The sequence below is a fragment of the Kocuria sp. JC486 genome (assembly GCF_011602805.1).
GTDB lineage: Bacteria > Actinomycetota > Actinomycetes > Actinomycetales > Micrococcaceae > Kocuria > Kocuria soli.
On record NZ_JAAOZS010000001.1, the window covers coordinates 114,902 to 129,593 of the forward strand.

13 protein-coding genes are annotated in these 14,692 nt (G+C 67.6%); 2 read left to right on the forward strand and 11 right to left on the reverse strand.

All coding sequences use genetic code 11. The features are described from left to right. Position 1: 1 nt before the first annotated feature. The 8 genes from GWK18_RS00505 to GWK18_RS00540 form a co-directional block, all read right to left on the reverse strand. Positions 2-865, reverse strand: a complete 864-nt coding sequence (locus GWK18_RS00505; RefSeq protein WP_166832459.1) for a protein phosphatase 2C domain-containing protein — start codon at positions 863-865, stop codon at positions 2-4. 8 nt (positions 866-873) lie between these two features. Further along, positions 874-2,727, reverse strand: a complete 1,854-nt coding sequence (lepA, locus tag GWK18_RS00510) for a translation elongation factor 4 (RefSeq protein ID WP_166832461.1) — start codon at positions 2,725-2,727, stop codon at positions 874-876. Positions 2,728-2,899: 172 nt separating this feature from the next. Continuing rightward, a complete protein-coding gene (locus tag GWK18_RS00515) occupies positions 2,900-4,078 on the reverse strand; it encodes a prenyltransferase (protein ID WP_123824182.1) in 1,179 nt (392 codons plus the stop codon). After that, positions 4,075-4,440: a lycopene cyclase domain-containing protein gene (locus GWK18_RS00520; RefSeq protein WP_233568626.1), complete on the reverse strand. Its 366-nt coding sequence runs from the start codon at positions 4,438-4,440 to the stop codon at positions 4,075-4,077. Before GWK18_RS00520 ends, GWK18_RS00515 begins: the two co-directional genes overlap by 4 nt. Beyond that, positions 4,437-6,029: a phytoene desaturase family protein gene (gene crtI / locus GWK18_RS00525; protein ID WP_166832463.1), complete on the reverse strand. Its 1,593-nt coding sequence runs from the start codon at positions 6,027-6,029 to the stop codon at positions 4,437-4,439. Before crtI ends, GWK18_RS00520 begins: the two co-directional genes overlap by 4 nt. A gap of 14 nt (positions 6,030-6,043) precedes the next feature. After that, positions 6,044-6,988, reverse strand: a complete 945-nt coding sequence (locus tag GWK18_RS00530) for a phytoene/squalene synthase family protein (RefSeq protein WP_166832465.1) — start codon at positions 6,986-6,988, stop codon at positions 6,044-6,046. After that, positions 6,985-8,160 carry a polyprenyl synthetase family protein gene (locus tag GWK18_RS00535; RefSeq protein ID WP_123824176.1) on the reverse strand — a complete coding sequence of 392 codons (1,176 nt, stop codon included), beginning with the start codon at positions 8,158-8,160 and terminating at the stop codon, positions 6,985-6,987. Before GWK18_RS00535 ends, GWK18_RS00530 begins: the two co-directional genes overlap by 4 nt. Before the next feature lie 44 nt (positions 8,161-8,204). Next, positions 8,205-8,705 carry a MarR family transcriptional regulator gene (locus GWK18_RS00540; protein WP_123824174.1) on the reverse strand — a complete coding sequence of 167 codons (501 nt, stop codon included), beginning with the start codon at positions 8,703-8,705 and terminating at the stop codon, positions 8,205-8,207. Between the two features lie 114 nt (positions 8,706-8,819). On the opposite strand from GWK18_RS00540, the gene GWK18_RS00545 reads away from it, so the two are divergent. Beyond that, the gene (locus GWK18_RS00545) at positions 8,820-9,404 is read left to right on the forward strand and encodes a type II toxin-antitoxin system PemK/MazF family toxin (RefSeq protein ID WP_123824171.1); all 585 of its coding nucleotides are present in this window, start codon (positions 8,820-8,822) and stop codon (positions 9,402-9,404) included. A 168-nt stretch (positions 9,405-9,572) separates the two neighbouring features. Beyond that, on the forward strand, positions 9,573-9,836 hold the full coding sequence (gene rpsT / locus GWK18_RS00550; RefSeq protein WP_123824170.1) for a 30S ribosomal protein S20: 264 nt from the start codon (positions 9,573-9,575) through the stop codon (positions 9,834-9,836). Positions 9,837-9,994: 158 nt separating this feature from the next. Here the strand turns inward: rpsT and holA are convergent, their stop codons facing one another. The 3 genes from holA to GWK18_RS00565 form a co-directional block, all read right to left on the reverse strand. After that, positions 9,995-11,002 (reverse strand): DNA polymerase III subunit delta, encoded by a 1,008-nt coding sequence (gene holA, locus GWK18_RS00555; protein ID WP_123824168.1) that lies wholly within the window; start codon positions 11,000-11,002, stop codon positions 9,995-9,997. A gap of 52 nt (positions 11,003-11,054) precedes the next feature. Further along, positions 11,055-13,556: a ComEC/Rec2 family competence protein gene (locus GWK18_RS00560; RefSeq protein ID WP_158609467.1), complete on the reverse strand. Its 2,502-nt coding sequence runs from the start codon at positions 13,554-13,556 to the stop codon at positions 11,055-11,057. 128 nt (positions 13,557-13,684) lie between these two features. Beyond that, complete coding sequence (locus GWK18_RS00565; protein ID WP_158609465.1) at positions 13,685-14,674, reverse strand: ComEA family DNA-binding protein; 990 nt, start codon at positions 14,672-14,674, stop codon at positions 13,685-13,687. Positions 14,675-14,692: the final 18 nt, after the last annotated feature.

Below are 14,692 nucleotides of genomic sequence, written 5' to 3' on the forward strand. Positions count from 1 at the left end.
GTCACAGGATCGCGGCCACGGCCGTGACGTCGTCGTACGGGGTGAGGCGCGGGTACCGAGTCCTGAGCGGATCGGCCGCCTCCGCGCGGCGGAGGCCTTGAGCCAGGTGCAGCCCACGGTCCGTGTGCAAGGCCTCGAACAGCGCCTCGCGCGTGGCGAGCCGAAACGGTTCCACCACACGTTCCATCCCGTCCGTGGCCACGACGACGCGCGTGGGCCCGGCGGCCGCGAATGTCACCACCGTCGCGTGGGGGGCCGCCTCCGCGGAGTCACCCAGGATCCACAGCCCCTGTGGCGTGTTGCGCAGGGGCCGGGCGGCGGCCTGGCCCGCCAACACCTCAGCGTAGGCGCGTTGCGTCGACATGCCGTCCTCGACCAGTGCCCGCCAGCGGGACAGGGCGCGGTCCTCGTTGCCCACGTACTGCGGATCGACCACGGCCCGGAGTCCGTCCGCTGTCTCGACCCACAGCGCCGAATCCCCCAGGGTCACTGCGACCAGGTGTGGGCCGTGGCGCAGGACCAGCGCGAGTGTGGCGGTGGGGACCGTGGCGCCGGAATACCTCGCGGCGAAAGACCGTGCCGCGTCAGCCCGGGCCGCTTCGACGGCGCTGAGCACACCGGCCCGTACGGGCAGTCCGGGAACGGCCGCGAGGTGGTTGGTCAAGGCTTCGCTGAGTGCCCACGCGAAGTGGGAGACCTGGGCGTTGCCCAGGACACGGTCCGCGACGCCGAGTGGAGTGGCCCCGTCGATCACCCAGACCGCACCCGGCACCCCCGCATGCTGCACGAGACCCCAGGCGTCCTCCGTGCGCGGTTTGTACGACGTCGTCACCGCGCGCACGCGGGACCCCGTCGCCCCGGGCACGCAGGCCGTCACTTCTTCTTGTCCGCCGAGGAACTGTCCGAGGAGAGCGCGGCCACGAAGGCCTCCTGCGGCACCTCCACGCGCCCCACCATCTTCATGCGCTTCTTGCCCTCCTTCTGCTTCTCGAGCAGCTTGCGCTTGCGGGAAATGTCACCGCCGTAGCACTTGGAGAGCACGTCCTTGCGCATGGCCCGGATGTTCTCGCGGGCGATGATGCGGGATCCGATCGCCGCCTGGATGGGAACCTCGTACTGCTGACGCGGGATCAGGTCCTTGAGTTTGCCCGCCATCATGACGCCGTAGGAGTAGGCCTTGTCCTTGTGCGTGATCGCCGAGAAGGCATCAACGCGTTCGCCCTGCAGGAGCACGTCCACCTTGACCAGGTCGGCGGCCTCCTGCCCGTCGGCCTTCCAGTCCAAGGAGGCATAGCCCTTGGTCTTGGACTTGAGCTGGTCGAAGAAGTCCAGGACGATCTCGGCCAACGGCAGGCGGTAGCGCAGCTCGACGCGGTCCTCGGAGAGGTAGTCCATCCCACCCATCTGGCCGCGTTTGGACTGACACAGTTCCATGATCGCGCCCACGAAGTCCGACGGCGCCAGGATGGTGGCCGAGACCATGGGCTCGCGGATCTCCTTGATCTTGCCCTCGGGGAACTCAGACGGGTTGGTCACCACCGTTTCGGTGTTGTCCTCCAGAGTCACGTCGTAGGACACCGACGGCGCCGTGGAGATCAGCGCCAGGTCGAACTCGCGTTCCAGTCGCTCCCGCGTGATCTCCAGGTGCAGCAGACCCAGGAAGCCACAGCGGAAGCCGAACCCCAGGGCGGCCGACGTCTCGGGTTCCCAGACCAGTGCGGCGTCGTTGAGCTGCAGCTTTTCGAGGGCGTCACGCAGCGCCGGGTAGTCCGACCCGTCGATGGGGAACAGACCCGAGAACACCATGGGCTTCGGGTCCTCGTAGCCGCCGAGTTCCTGCGTGGCACCCTTGGCCGCACCCGTGACCGTGTCACCCACGCGGGACTGGCGCACGTCCTTCACGCCCGTGATCAGGTAGCCGACCTCGCCGACCCCCAGGCCCTTGGTGGGCTTGGGTTCCGGTGAGATGACGCCGATCTCGAGCAGTTCGTGTTCGGCCCCCGTGGACATCATCTTGATGCGCTCACGCGGTTTGAGATCGCCGTCGACGACGCGCACGTACGTGACCACGCCGCGGTAGGTGTCGAACACGGAGTCGAAGATCATGGCGCGGGAGGCCTGGTCCGGCTGCCCCACGGGCGCCGGAATCTCCTCGACGATCCGGTCCAGCAGAGCTTCGACGCCTTCACCGGTCTTGCCCGACACCCGCAGCACGCGGTCCGGGTCCTCGCCGATCAGGTTGCCGAGTTCCTCCGCGTACTTCTCCGGCTGCGCGGCGGGGAGGTCGATCTTGTTGAGCACGGGAATGATGGCCAGGTCGTTCTCTAGTGCCAGGTACAGGTTGGCCAGGGTCTGGGCCTCGATGCCCTGTGCGGCATCGACCAACAAGAGCGCGCCCTCGCAAGCCGCCAGCGAACGGGAGACCTCGTAGGTGAAGTCCACGTGCCCCGGGGTGTCGATCATGTTGAGCGCGAAGTCCGTGCCGTCGGCCCGCCACGGCATGCGGACGGCCTGGGACTTGATGGTAATGCCGCGCTCGCGCTCGATGTCCATGCGATCCAGGTACTGCGCCTTCATCTCACGGGGCGTGACCACGCCGGTGGCCTGCAGCATGCGGTCGGCCAGGGTGGACTTGCCGTGATCGATGTGCGCGATGATGCAGAAATTGCGCAGCAACGACGGGTCGGTGCTCGCCGGCACGGGCGGAACGACGGCCTGTGGGGACAAGGCTGGCCTTTCGGAACGAACGGGGCCGGGAGGATGTGCGGGTGCGGAACCCAGGGTGGTCAGGCCGACCCTGGGACGGACGACCGTCCCGGCGTGACGGATCAGTGACACAGTCTCTCACGATCCCCCGTCGGCCTGGTCCGGACGGGGCCGCGGCGTCAGTCCCAGATCCTCAGTCCCAAGCTGAGTAGATGAGCAGCATGGTCACGGCGAATCCAACGACGTAGTTGATCCACAGGAAGCGCTTCCACCCCCGATTGGCGGTTTCGCAGGAATCGTCGTCGATCCGCAGGAACGGCACGAGATTCACGACGTAGGGCAGGACGAGGAAGGCCGCGAGGGGCCCGGGCCAGGCCGAGGTCAGCAACAGGAGACCCGCCGCCAGGTAGCCACACAACGCAGCCCACACAGTGCGGCGAGAACCGACGACGGTCGCGATCGACCCCAGCCCGGCTGCACGGTCGGCACGAACGTCCTGCACCGCTCCGAAGGCCTGCGAGGCCATGCCCCACACGAAGAACGCGAGGGTGACGGCCACCGTGCTCCAGGTCCAGGTGGCATCGGCCAGAACCAGGCCGTAGATCATCGGGGAGACGAAGTGGGTGGCTGAGGTAGCCGAGTCCAGCCCCGGTTTCTCCTTGAACCGCAGACCCTTGACGCTGTACGCGACCACCGCGAAGAGGCTCACCGCCAACGTCACCGCATCCACGACATCACCGGAGAACAGCAGATAGAGCACGAACGGCACCGGGCACACCACCGAGGCCACCAGAATGCCCCGATGCCGACTCGGGTCCACGAGCGCACCCTCGAGCCCGCCCTTGCGGGGATTCAGAAGGTCGGACTCGTGGTCGAAGACGTCATTGATCCCGTACATCAACAGGTTGTACGGGATCAGGAAGAAGATCGTGCCGACCACGAGCAGATCGTCCACTCGGTGCTCGGTCAGAAGGTAGGCGGCAGCGAACGGGTAGGCGGTGTTCACCCAGGAAACAGGACGGCTGGTCGAGACCAGCATGGCCAGGTGGTCGCGGGCACGCCGCGGGTCCTCGAGGCCCCGCCAGAGTCCGGGGAGCAGCAGGACACCCGCGAGCACGTAGGACAGGTCCTCCACCGGCGCGTGCCACAGCCTGATACCGCTGAGCGCGCCCGCTCCGTACTCGACGAACCCGGCAGAAATGATCAACGAATCGAAGACGACCGTAAGAACGCACAGGACGATCAGCGTCGTCAGCATCACCACGGCCGTGCGCCCGCGAAGCCGCTCTGGACCCGAGGTCGCCGCGGGCAGCAGTGCCCACGGCAGCAGTGCGAGCGTGCAGAAGACCAGGATCAACGCACCGTAGGTCACGCGTCCGTCCCCCGGTGCCCATCGGGCGTTGCGCGTGCCGCCCGCCGTTGGGCCAAGCGGCTCAATCCGGTGTACAGGTTCATGGTCAGGTAGCACAGGAAGGTCAGGAACACGACCTCCTCGACCGGCAGTTCGGGGGCCAGAAGCAGCCCGCTGTCCATATCCGAAACCCCGTGGAGAAAGATCCCGTGCACGATTCCGGCCGCGTCCCACAGCAGGAAGAAGGCGACGCCCACCACCATGACCGCGCCCGCCCTCGCCGGAGCACGGAAGAAGAACAGCCGGAACCGCGCGTCCAGGACGACCATGCCGACCAGACTGAACCCCAGCGCGCCGAGGTGGAGGAAGTTGAGAAGGTTCACGTCCGCGGCTCCGGCAGGGGCGCGGTGGTGGTGTCGCCGCGAACGTCCTTGAGCAGGTTCTCCGCGCTGATCAGACACATGGGGAGGCCGATCCCGGGCACTGTCGTGGAACCGCAGTAGTGTAGCCCCTGGATCCGTTTGCTGGTCATCCGGCCGCGGAAGAACGCGGACTGCCGCAGCGTGTGAGCCGGTCCGAGCATGTTGCCCCGCCAGGCGTTGTACTTCCGGGCGAAGTCCCCTGGACCCAGGGTCGTGCGCACCACGATCCGATCTGCGAGGTCCGGGATGTCCGCCCAGTCCGAGATCTGCTGAATCACCCGGTCGGCCACGGCTTCCACCAGAGGCGACCCGTCCCCGTCGTCGCCTCCCTCGCCGATCCACACGTCGGCGGGCACGGGGACCAGGACGAAGAGGTTTTCGTGCTCCTGCGGGGCAACCGTGGGATCGGTTGCGGAAGGCTTGCACACGTAGATCGACGCGGGGTCGGGGACGTACGCGGGTTCGTCGAAGATCGCACCGAAATTGCGGTCCCAGTCCTTCGTGAAGAACAGATTGTGGTGGGCCAATTCCGTGAGTCGACCGCGAATGCCCAGCATCACGAGCACCGCACCAGGTCCGCTGGTCACGGTGTCCCAGTGGCGCTCGGGGTAGGTCTGCAGGTGGGCGGGGACCAGCTGGGTTTCGGTGTGGTGGAGGTCGGCGGCCGAAACCACCCGCTCCGCGGGTTCGATGTGAGAGACGCCGTCCGCGTCCACCCACCGCACGCCCGTGACGTGCGGTCGGCCCCTCCCCCGCGGTGCCTCCGGGGCTGCCTGATCCGTGAGCACCTCTTGAACGTCGGCATGGAGCACGATGCGAACCCCGTGCTGTTCCGCCAGCCGTTCGATCGCGCGGATCAGGGTGGAGAACCCACCCCGTGGATACTGCACCGATTCGGTCAGGTCCAGGTGGGACATGAGGTGGTACAGCGACGGGGCGTCGCGGGGGCGGGTGGCCAGGAACACCGCCGGGTAGCCCAGGATCTGGCGCAACCGCGTGTCGTGGACCGTTCTGTGCGTGAGGGCGTGGAGAGAGCGCAGAAGGTGCTGCGACAGGCGCGGCACCTGGCGAAGGACATCCGGGTGGAGCAGCCTCAGGAACGACCGCGGGGACGTGAAGGACGTGTACAGGAAGTGGCGCACGGCAAGGTCGTAGGCCGTCTTAGCCGACTCCAGGTATACCCGAATCTTCCGACCCGCCCCGGGCTCGACGGCGTCGAAGACCCGCACTGTGTGGTCGAGGTCGGAACGCATCTCCAATGCGTCATCGTGCCCCTCACCGAAGACCCGGTAGGCCGGCTCCAACCGCACCAGGTCCAACTGTTCCTGTGCGCTGGTCCCCAGGAGTCGGAAGAAGTGGTCGAAGACTCCGGGCATGAGGTACCACGAGGGTCCCGTGTCGAACGTGAACCCGTCGCGTTGCACCGTGCCCACGCGGCCGCCCGTGCGCGCGCCACGTTCGAGGACCGTGACCTGGTGGCCGTCCTTGGCCAGCAGCGTTGCCGCCGCAAGTCCGGCGATTCCCGCTCCCACCACGACGATGCGTTCCATCGCTCAGTGCTCCTTCACCGTTGCCGAGTCGGCGGGAACGGACTCGCCGCTCCGCGCGCCCACGATTGTCCGCGTCCGAATCTGCCGGTGGCCAGGCTCCGACCGAGGATCACCAGTTTGCGCGTGTCCGGCACCCGGATCCGTGTGTCGAGGAGGTCCTCGGCGGGGGTGCTTCGCAGCCGGGCTGCCAACTCCGCGAAGAGGTCGTGGGCCAAGAGAACCGCCGTTCGACTGGATTCTGGCAGGTCGTCGACGGCGGCTCGTGCCACCGCCAGATCGGCGTCGATCCTGTCCAGGTGGTGATTCTTGACCGCCTCGGTCAGGGTGCTCGGATCCGTGCCCGGCAGGTACACCCGCCCCAGCGTGCGGTAGTCCTGGGCGATGTCCCGCAGGAAGTTGATCTTCTGGAACGCTGCGCCCAGGCACCGCGCCCCGTGCTGCAGGCGGGCCTCCCGGTCGGCTTCCACCGGGTTTCCGGTCATGAAGATCCGCAAGCACATGAGACCGATGACCTCCGCGGACCCGTATACGTAGTCCGCCACGCTCTCCTCCGTGTGTCTGAGCGTGGTGAGGTCCGCGCGCATCGACGCGAAGAACGGCACGACCAGATCAGCACCTATGCCTGCGTGCTGCGCCGTCCGTGCAAAAGCGTGCACCACCAGATTCGTGGAGAACCCGCGTTCCAGGGCGGTGAGGGTTTCCACCTCGAGTTCGTTGAGCAACTCGACGGTCTGGGAGCGGGACACACCCGAGGCCGCGGCGGCGCCGTCGACGATTTCGTCGGCAACTCTCACCAGCGCATACACGCACCGCACATGGGGCCTGACAGTTCGGCCCAGGAGGCGGCTGGCCAGGCCGAAGGAGGTGGAGTACTTGTCGATGACCACCGACGACGCCGCGCGGGCCGCCGCGTCGTACTCGTGTGCCGATCGGAGGTCGACGGGCAGGGATTCGGTCATCGCAACCGCTCCACGGAGCCCACGGCAAGGTGGGCGATCTCGTCGACGAGGCCCGGTGGAAGCCCGCCCTCCCGCGCGGTGTGCGCCGCATCGTCAGCGGCCTTCCGCGCGCTGTTCTCCACCCGAGTACGGGCGCCCGAGGTGGTCAACAATTCCCGCAGCCGCGTCACCCGTTGCGCCGCCCCGTCCTGCCCTTCCCGTCCGGCCTGGCGCTCGTGCTCGTCCTGTCCTTCGCGCCCGTCTTGTCCCGCGAGCAGGGCCAACACCTCGGGACCCTCCGGGGTGTTCAGGGCTTCCATGATCAACGGGGTGAACTTGCCCTCCAGGAGGTCCGCATTCGTGGCCTTGCCCGTCGTGTCCGCGCAGCCGAAGACGCCGAGCAGGTCGTCCGCCAGTTGGAAGGCCAACCCCAGGTGCCGTCCGACATTACCCAGGCTCTCCACATCCGAGGCCGGAGCCCCGGCGAGCAGCGCGCCCGCCTGGAGCGGCGCTTCGAAGGAATACACGGAGGTCTTGAGTCGTGTGGACTTCAGCACCTCCTCCGCCGTCGGGCGAATTCCGGGCAGGGCGTGGTGGATGTCCAGCAGTTCCCCCGCCCCGGAGGCAAAGACGGCCTCGTCCAGCAGCTCGAGCACGTCCAGCAGGCGTCCGGCGGGCAGTCCGCTCGTGGCCACGAGTCGGTGAGCACCGCTCAATGCCAGGTCACCGGCCACCACGCCCACGCTCGTCCCGTAGTGCTCGGCACGATCCGGTGCGGCACCCGCACTCTGCGCCCGTCCACGCGCGGCAACGTGCAACGTGTCCTGATGGCGTCGGATGACATCCCGGTCGATGACGTCGTCGTGCACTATCAGCGCTGTGTGCAGCAGTTCGAAAGCGGCACCGACGGATGCCACAGTCTCGGCCGAGACCGCACTCTCTCCCCTGGCGTCGGGGTATGCCCGGAACGTCAGATCGACCAGTGCGGGCCGGAGCCGCTTTCCGCCGGTGGTCGCGCGCTCGATCTCCGTCCACAGCTCGACGTACAGCGGCGACAGCGCAACCGCGCGCTCCCGTGCGGATTCGAAGAACCGCGCCAGGACTCGCTCACAGTTCGCCAGGGCGTCCGACGACGGTGCGGAACTGGGGCCGAAGAGTGAGGTCGCGTAGGGCGACCGGGAAGAATGGGGCACCCGCCCATTGCATCACAGTATTTCGATGTTCGTAATACCGAACTTCATTCGGCCCTGCCTGACTCCTCGACCGACGCTGCCGCCTGCGCCCTTCGGATGGCCTCGGTGAGTTGCGGCAGGCGATGCCGGAGCATCTCGATTTCCTCGGGATCCCACTGCGCGAACTCACCGGCGAGCTCATTGTCCATGGCGGTGAACATGGCCTTCCCCGTGGCAGCGGCCGAAGCGGTGGCGTTGAGCACGACTTCCCTGCGGTCACCGGAGTCCATGACTCGCACGACGTGGCCGTGTTTGACCAGTCGGTCGATCACAGCAGTGGCCGCCGAGGCAGAGATGACCAGTCGACGTGCGACGTCGCCGGCGCGAAGTGGCGCGCCTTCGCGCTGTCCCCGCATGATTTCGGCCAGGGCGTGGACATCGCTGTGGCCGAGGCGGTGGAGACGACGCACGCCCTCGGCGTACCGCGTGGACTCGGTCGTGAAGTCTTGCAGCATGAGCATGAGCTCACGCTTGGACGCCGGATCGAGCTCGCGCGGGGGGACCATGTTTCGATCATAAATCTGCACGACGCGTAGTGACCGTGCAGCTGTTGGCTGTCCGGGCTGTTGGTTCACCGGGCTGTCGGCTCTCCGGACTGGGGGGAATGGTTCAATGAACCCATGAACGTGAACTGGACTCGACTTGCGCGACTGGCAGTGAACACCTTCAGGCAGGTCAAACGCGAACAGGACCGGCGCAATGCGTCGCGGCGGCCCACGGCCACCTCCACGGTTGCCGACCCCGGTCGTTCGACCGCCTCGTCACGCGGGGGCGACGGACGATCGTCGTCCCACGAAGGGCAGGGCCGTTTGTCGCGCCCCTATCCCGGGGATTTCACGGGACGCGTGGATGCGGTGTACGACCCGCACCCGGACGGCAACGCCGATCCCGGGGAGATCGTGTGGACCTGGGTTCCCTACCAGGAGGACCACTCGCGCGGTAAGGACCGTCCGGTGTTGATCATCGGGCACAACGGGGACTACCTGCTGGCCCTCATGCTCACCTCCAAGGACCACAACAACGCGCGGGAACGGGATCAGGACTACGTCGACATCGGCACCGGCGACTGGGATCGCCAGGGCCGCCCGTCAGAGGTCAGGGTCGATCGCGTCATCCAGGTCCTCGAATCGGACCTCCGCCGCGAGGGTGCGATCCTGGAACGTGATCGATTCAACGCGGTGTTGGAGACACTGAATCGCCGGTGACGCCCCTCCGGGCGCCCGTTCTGCTATGATTTTTCGCTGTGTGTCCGCGCTGATCGCCGGGCACTGCGGGCAGGACGCCACACGAGCATCCCCACTCTCACGTCTCAGTCGGCGACACCGTCCGTTTGCCCTCACTGACCGATCAACGCTCACTCAAAGGAGTCATCTGTGGCAAACATCAAGTCCCAGAAGAAGCGCATTCTCACCAACGAGAAGGCTCGTCTGCGCAACAACGCTTACAAGTCCGAACTGAAGACCTACGTGCGTCGCCTCGACGCCGCCGTCGCTTCCGGTGACAAGGACGCAGCGGCCACCGCCCTGCGCGAGGTCTCCCGCAAGTACGACAAGGCCGTGTCGAAGGGTGTTCTGCACAAGAACAACGCCGCGAACAAGAAGTCCGGCCTGGCTGCCCGCGTCAACAAGATGGCCTGAGTCCTCTCGGACGCTCGAAGGAGCCCCGCACCCGTTCGAGGGTGAGGGGCTCCTTCCTTGTGTGACGGCCCGGTCACCACCGCCGAGACCTCCGAAACGGCCCGATTCGCGGTGCCGGACGGGCCGTTTCGGAGGTCTCGCCGGGAGGTTCCCAAGGGTCAGATCGCGTGGCGTCCGGACAGTGCGATGGTGGTGATGGCCCGTTCCACGGCGTAGGCGGCGTCCTTGGACTCGCCCTTGACCTGGGCGTCGGCCTCCGCGAGCGCTCGTAGTGCAGCGACCAGGTCGGCTTGTTCGAATCGGCGGGTCTCCTGCTGGGCCCGTTCGACCTGCCACGGTGCGGCACCGACCTGCCCGGCCAGTTGGTGGGCGGAGCCGCGTACGCCGTGGACCGCTGCGACGAGCCGCACCTTGGAGGCCAGGGCGGCCACCATCGGCACGGGGTCGGTGCCTGTGTCCAGGGCCTGCCGCCACAGCTTGAGGGCGATTTCGGAGCGCCCGGCCAGCGCGGCGTCGGCCACCTTGAAGGCCGTGGCCTCGACGCGCCCGCCGTAGTAGGTGTCGACGTCGTCGTAAGTCACGTGGTCGGGGCCGTCGGAGAGCAGTTGAGCGCAGGCCGCGGCCAGTTCGGAGGTGGACGTGCCCACGGCCTCGGTCAGCGCTCGGGCGGCGTCGGGGTCGATCGTGCGTCCGTGGACGCGGAATTCGTGGCGGACGAAGTCGACTTTGTCCCGGTCGTTCTTCAGGGGCGCACATTCGACGACGACGGCCGTCGCCTTGAGGGCATCCAGCAGCTTCTTGCCGCGGGTCCCACCGCTGTGGGCGAAGACGACGACGACGTCCGAGTCCGGTTGCTGGACATAGGCCAAGGCGTCTTGGAGGAGGTCGTCGTTCATCTGGGCCAGGTCCTCGACCACGATGACCTTGGCGTCGTCGAACAGCGAGGGGCTGGCAAGTACGGACAGTTGGCCGGCGCCGTAGGTCGCCGCGTCCACGCGCGTGAATTCCACCCCGCCGTTGGCCTCCTTGACCATCGAGCGGATGCGGTCCACGGCACGCGCTGCCAGGTAGTCCTCCTTGCCGGTCAGCAGGATCAAAGGGGATGGTTCCACGTCCCGCCAACTCGGGCCCGTGGGAGCGGCGGCAGGGCGTTTGCGTGGAGGCATGGCTCAAGAATCGCACAGATCACGGACGACACAGGACGTGAGACCACCCCCGCTACGGGAAGGGCTCCGCGGTGACGCCCTCACCGTCCGGGTAGAGCCCGACAGTGCCCAGCTGGTCAGTGCGAGCCACGGGAACCTCGGCGTCAGCAAGGTGCTGGAGGATCTCCGGCGTCGGGTGGCCGTAGTCGTTGTCCTCCCCCACCGAAATGAGCGCCAGGCTGGGCGAGGCGGCGTCGATCAGGTCCGTACCCCCGTTGCGAGCGCCGTGGTGGGAGACCTTGAGGACGTCGACATCGAGCGGTCCGTGCGGTTGGGAACCGTGTCGCGAGATGAGGCGTTGAGCCCCCTCCTCCTCGAGGTCTCCGGCGGCCAACAGGCTAACGCCCGTGTCGGTTTCGGAGGTGATGTCGGTGTCCGCCGCCGTGTCGGTGAGGTCCACCCGCACCGCCAGGGACGCGTTGTTCTCCCCGCGTGAATCGACCGCCGCAACGGGTTGTTCGAGGGGCCCAAGCACCTCGATGCGCAGGCCGGGGGCTTGCACCACCCGGCCCGGCGTCGGTGTTTCTTGGGGCATCCCCCATCCGCTGAGTTCCACCGGCGGACGGCCGGTGCCGCTGGACCACCACACGCGATCAATCTCAACCTCCTGCGCCAGGTTCTGGGCACCGGCCACGTGATCCGCGTGGTCGTGGGTGAGGATCAGGAGGTCAAGTTTTTTCACCCCGGCTCGCCGAAGGCAGGTCCGGACCGAACGGGGATCGGGCCCGGCGTCGATCAAGACGGTGGTGGCCCTCGGCTCGAATCCACCCTTGAGCAACAGGGCGTCCCCCTGCCCCACGTCGCAGATCAACGCCCTCCAGTCCTCCCTGGGCGTCGGTCGGACCAGCACCACTCCGATCAGGCACACGACGCACACGAGCGTGACGATCCAGGAGACGATGCGCCACCGGTGGCGCGACGACGTCACGGCCCGCCACACCGCTTCGTCAACAGGAGCCTCGACCCGTGCGGAATCGACACTCCCTGCACTGATACGGACCGAGGTTCGCCGGTCCAACACGTGAATCACCGCGATCTGAAGCGTGGAGACCGCAGTCATGGCCAGTGGTCCGGCGGGTGGATCCCACCAAGGAATGACGGCACCCGGAAGGCTCGCGAAGAATCGTGCACAGAAGGCAACCGCCTCGACCGGCCAGGTTCCCGCCCACACGAGGGCGTCGCCAAGGGCCTGTGCGACGGCCCCACCGATTCCAAAGGTCACCAACGCGGTGAGCCCCAGAATCGTGATCACGGGCACCAGCGGTGCGACCACGGCATTGGCGGGTACCGACCACGCGGGAACAGCGGAGGTCAACAAGGTCAGGACGGGCGCGCACCAGAGCTGGGCAACCACTGGAATGGCGATCAGGGTGGAAACGACCGTAGGCAGCCACCTGTCCAGCACGCGGATGAGCGGTCGACCGGTGATCACGATCCCGGCCGTGGCGCACACGGACAGTGCGAATCCGAAGTCCTGCCCCAAGCTGGGATCCACCAACAGCAGTCCCGCGACGGCGGTGCTCAACAGCGCCAGGGATGTACGTCCACGGCCGACGAGGATGCCGATCGCCGAGATGGCCCCCATCACACCGGCCCTCAGGACCGAGGCATCCGGTCCGACCAACAGAACGAACACCCCGAGGGCCACCAATCCCGCAAGGACACACACCCGACGTCGTGCGCCGATGGTCAGTGCCATGTGCCCGGCCAGCACCATCACCAACGCGCAGTTCGAACCGGAGACGGCCGTGAGGTGCGTGAGACCGGTGTCCCTCATCGCCTGTTCGAGGGCTGGGTCCAAGCCCGAGCGGTCCCCGTAGGTCATTCCCGGGAACAGCCCTGCTGCATCCGTGCCGCGGGCGACGGCGGCGGCCATGAACCGTGACTTGGTGCGTTCCAGGTGACTTTCGGAGGCGGCCCCGCGGGTGGCCCCCGCGGCAGCTTCCTGAGGATCCACCGACGGCGGTCCGTGTGCCCTGAGCACCAGTTCCGACGTCCCGGAGGGCACCTCGTCAACCACTGCCTCCACCAGATCGCCGGTCCGGACCGTGGACCACCGGGTGTCGGATGCCATGACGGTGGCCTGCGCTCCGTCGTCGAGGGTGACGGGCACGACCACCCCGGTACTGCCCTCTCCGGACTCACGGCCGCGGAAGGGGTCGGACCCGAACCAGCGATTGGGACGGTCACGAATGTGCAGGGACACTCGCACCGCCTGTCCACCCTGCTCCGAAGCGACCCCGTCGCCGCCGAAGACCACCTCTCTGCTGCGTTCGGCGTCCACGCCCTGCCCCCAGGCGGCGACGCCGACCCCGGATGCGACCAATGTGCAGGTCAATGCCGTCACCAGAATCGAGCGGACCCGGTGCCGCGGCACCCGATGCACCAGCGCCGAAGTCAGCCCCAGGATCATGCTCAGGACCAGAACTGCGCCCAGTCCGATGGCCACGACGGCCCACGGGGACACGGAATGTTGAACCGTCACCAGCGCGGTGGCCCAGGCGGTGACCGCCACAGGGACCACCCGGACGTCTCTCGTCGCCCGAACCGCCACGCGGTCGCGTTCACTACGTTCCCAACGCCGAGCGGCGCTCCTTTCCGGCCACTGTGCGAAGCGGTCGAGGCCTCGCCGAAGGAGGTCCCTCATACGGTGACCAGTGGTTCCAGCGCGGTCATCATGGCCGGCCCGATGCCGCCCACGTCGTCGAGTTCCGCCACGCTACGGAAGCCGCCCACTTGGTCGCGGTGGTCCACGATGCGCTGGGCCAGAACTGGACCAACTTTCGGAAGCTCTTCGAGTTCGGCGACCGTGGCGGTGTTGAGATTCACCAGACCGGCCGTGCCTGCCTCCGTGTCTGCCTCCGTGTTCACCGCCGGGGGCTGCCCTGCGGCCACCGCTCCCTCGGAACCGGACGCACCTGCCGTCCCGGACCCAGCGGTGCCGGACACGGGAGCCGGCGGCCGAGTCCGAGCAGCCGCTGCTTCGGCCGCATCGGGGATGGCCACCTGCGCGCCGTCACTCACCGGGGCGGCAAGGTTCACGCCGTCCACGACGGCCGCGTCCGTGAGCCCTCCGGCGGCTTCCACCGCGTCGCTCACCCGCGCCCCTTGGGCAACCTCCACCACTCCGGGCTTCCGGACCTCACCCACCACGTGAACGACGAGGTCCTGACCGTCACCGCCGGGCGAAACACCCGGTAGTGCCACACCAGCTGATTCAGGGACGGCCGCACCCTGGGTCACGAAGGCCTCCGACGGGGCAGTTTTCTCCGGAGTTCCGGTCACCGCACCACCGTCTGCTCCCAGCACGCGGAACAGGACGGTTGCCACCACGGCGGCCACGGCCAGACCCGCCATCAGCAGCGCCGGCCACGGCAGCCGCCAACGCAACGGGGTTCGCCACTGTTCGGGTGGGTCGTTCGGTTCTGGGAACTCCGCACCTGTGTCGTCCACCGCGGGAACGTCGGGGCCTGAGAATGCAGAGTCTTGGGTCCCCGAGGTTTCGGACGCGAACTCTTCGGTCGGTGACTCGGGCCCGGCGTGATCGATGTCCTCCGCCAGCAGACCGCGCAGTCGTTCGACCGGTTCGGTTGGGTCGAGACGTCGACGACCTCGGTGGCTCACGGGGCTCATGCCGCACAGTCGACCACC

Coding starts and splice junctions, on each gene's coding strand:
- crtI (WP_166832463.1), bottom strand. CDS start 6,029: ATGGAACGCATCGTCGTGGTGGGAGCGGGAATCGCCGGACTTGCGGCG.
- GWK18_RS00530 (WP_166832465.1), bottom strand. CDS start 6,988: ATGACCGAATCCCTGCCCGTCGACCTCCGATCGGCACACGAGTACGAC.
- GWK18_RS00540 (WP_123824174.1), bottom strand. CDS start 8,705: ATGGTCCCCCCGCGCGAGCTCGATCCGGCGTCCAAGCGTGAGCTCATG.
- GWK18_RS00545 (WP_123824171.1), top strand. CDS start 8,820: ATGAACGTGAACTGGACTCGACTTGCGCGACTGGCAGTGAACACCTTC.
- holA (WP_123824168.1), bottom strand. CDS start 11,002: ATGCCTCCACGCAAACGCCCTGCCGCCGCTCCCACGGGCCCGAGTTGG.
- GWK18_RS00565 (WP_158609465.1), bottom strand. CDS start 14,674: ATGAGCCCCGTGAGCCACCGAGGTCGTCGACGTCTCGACCCAACCGAA.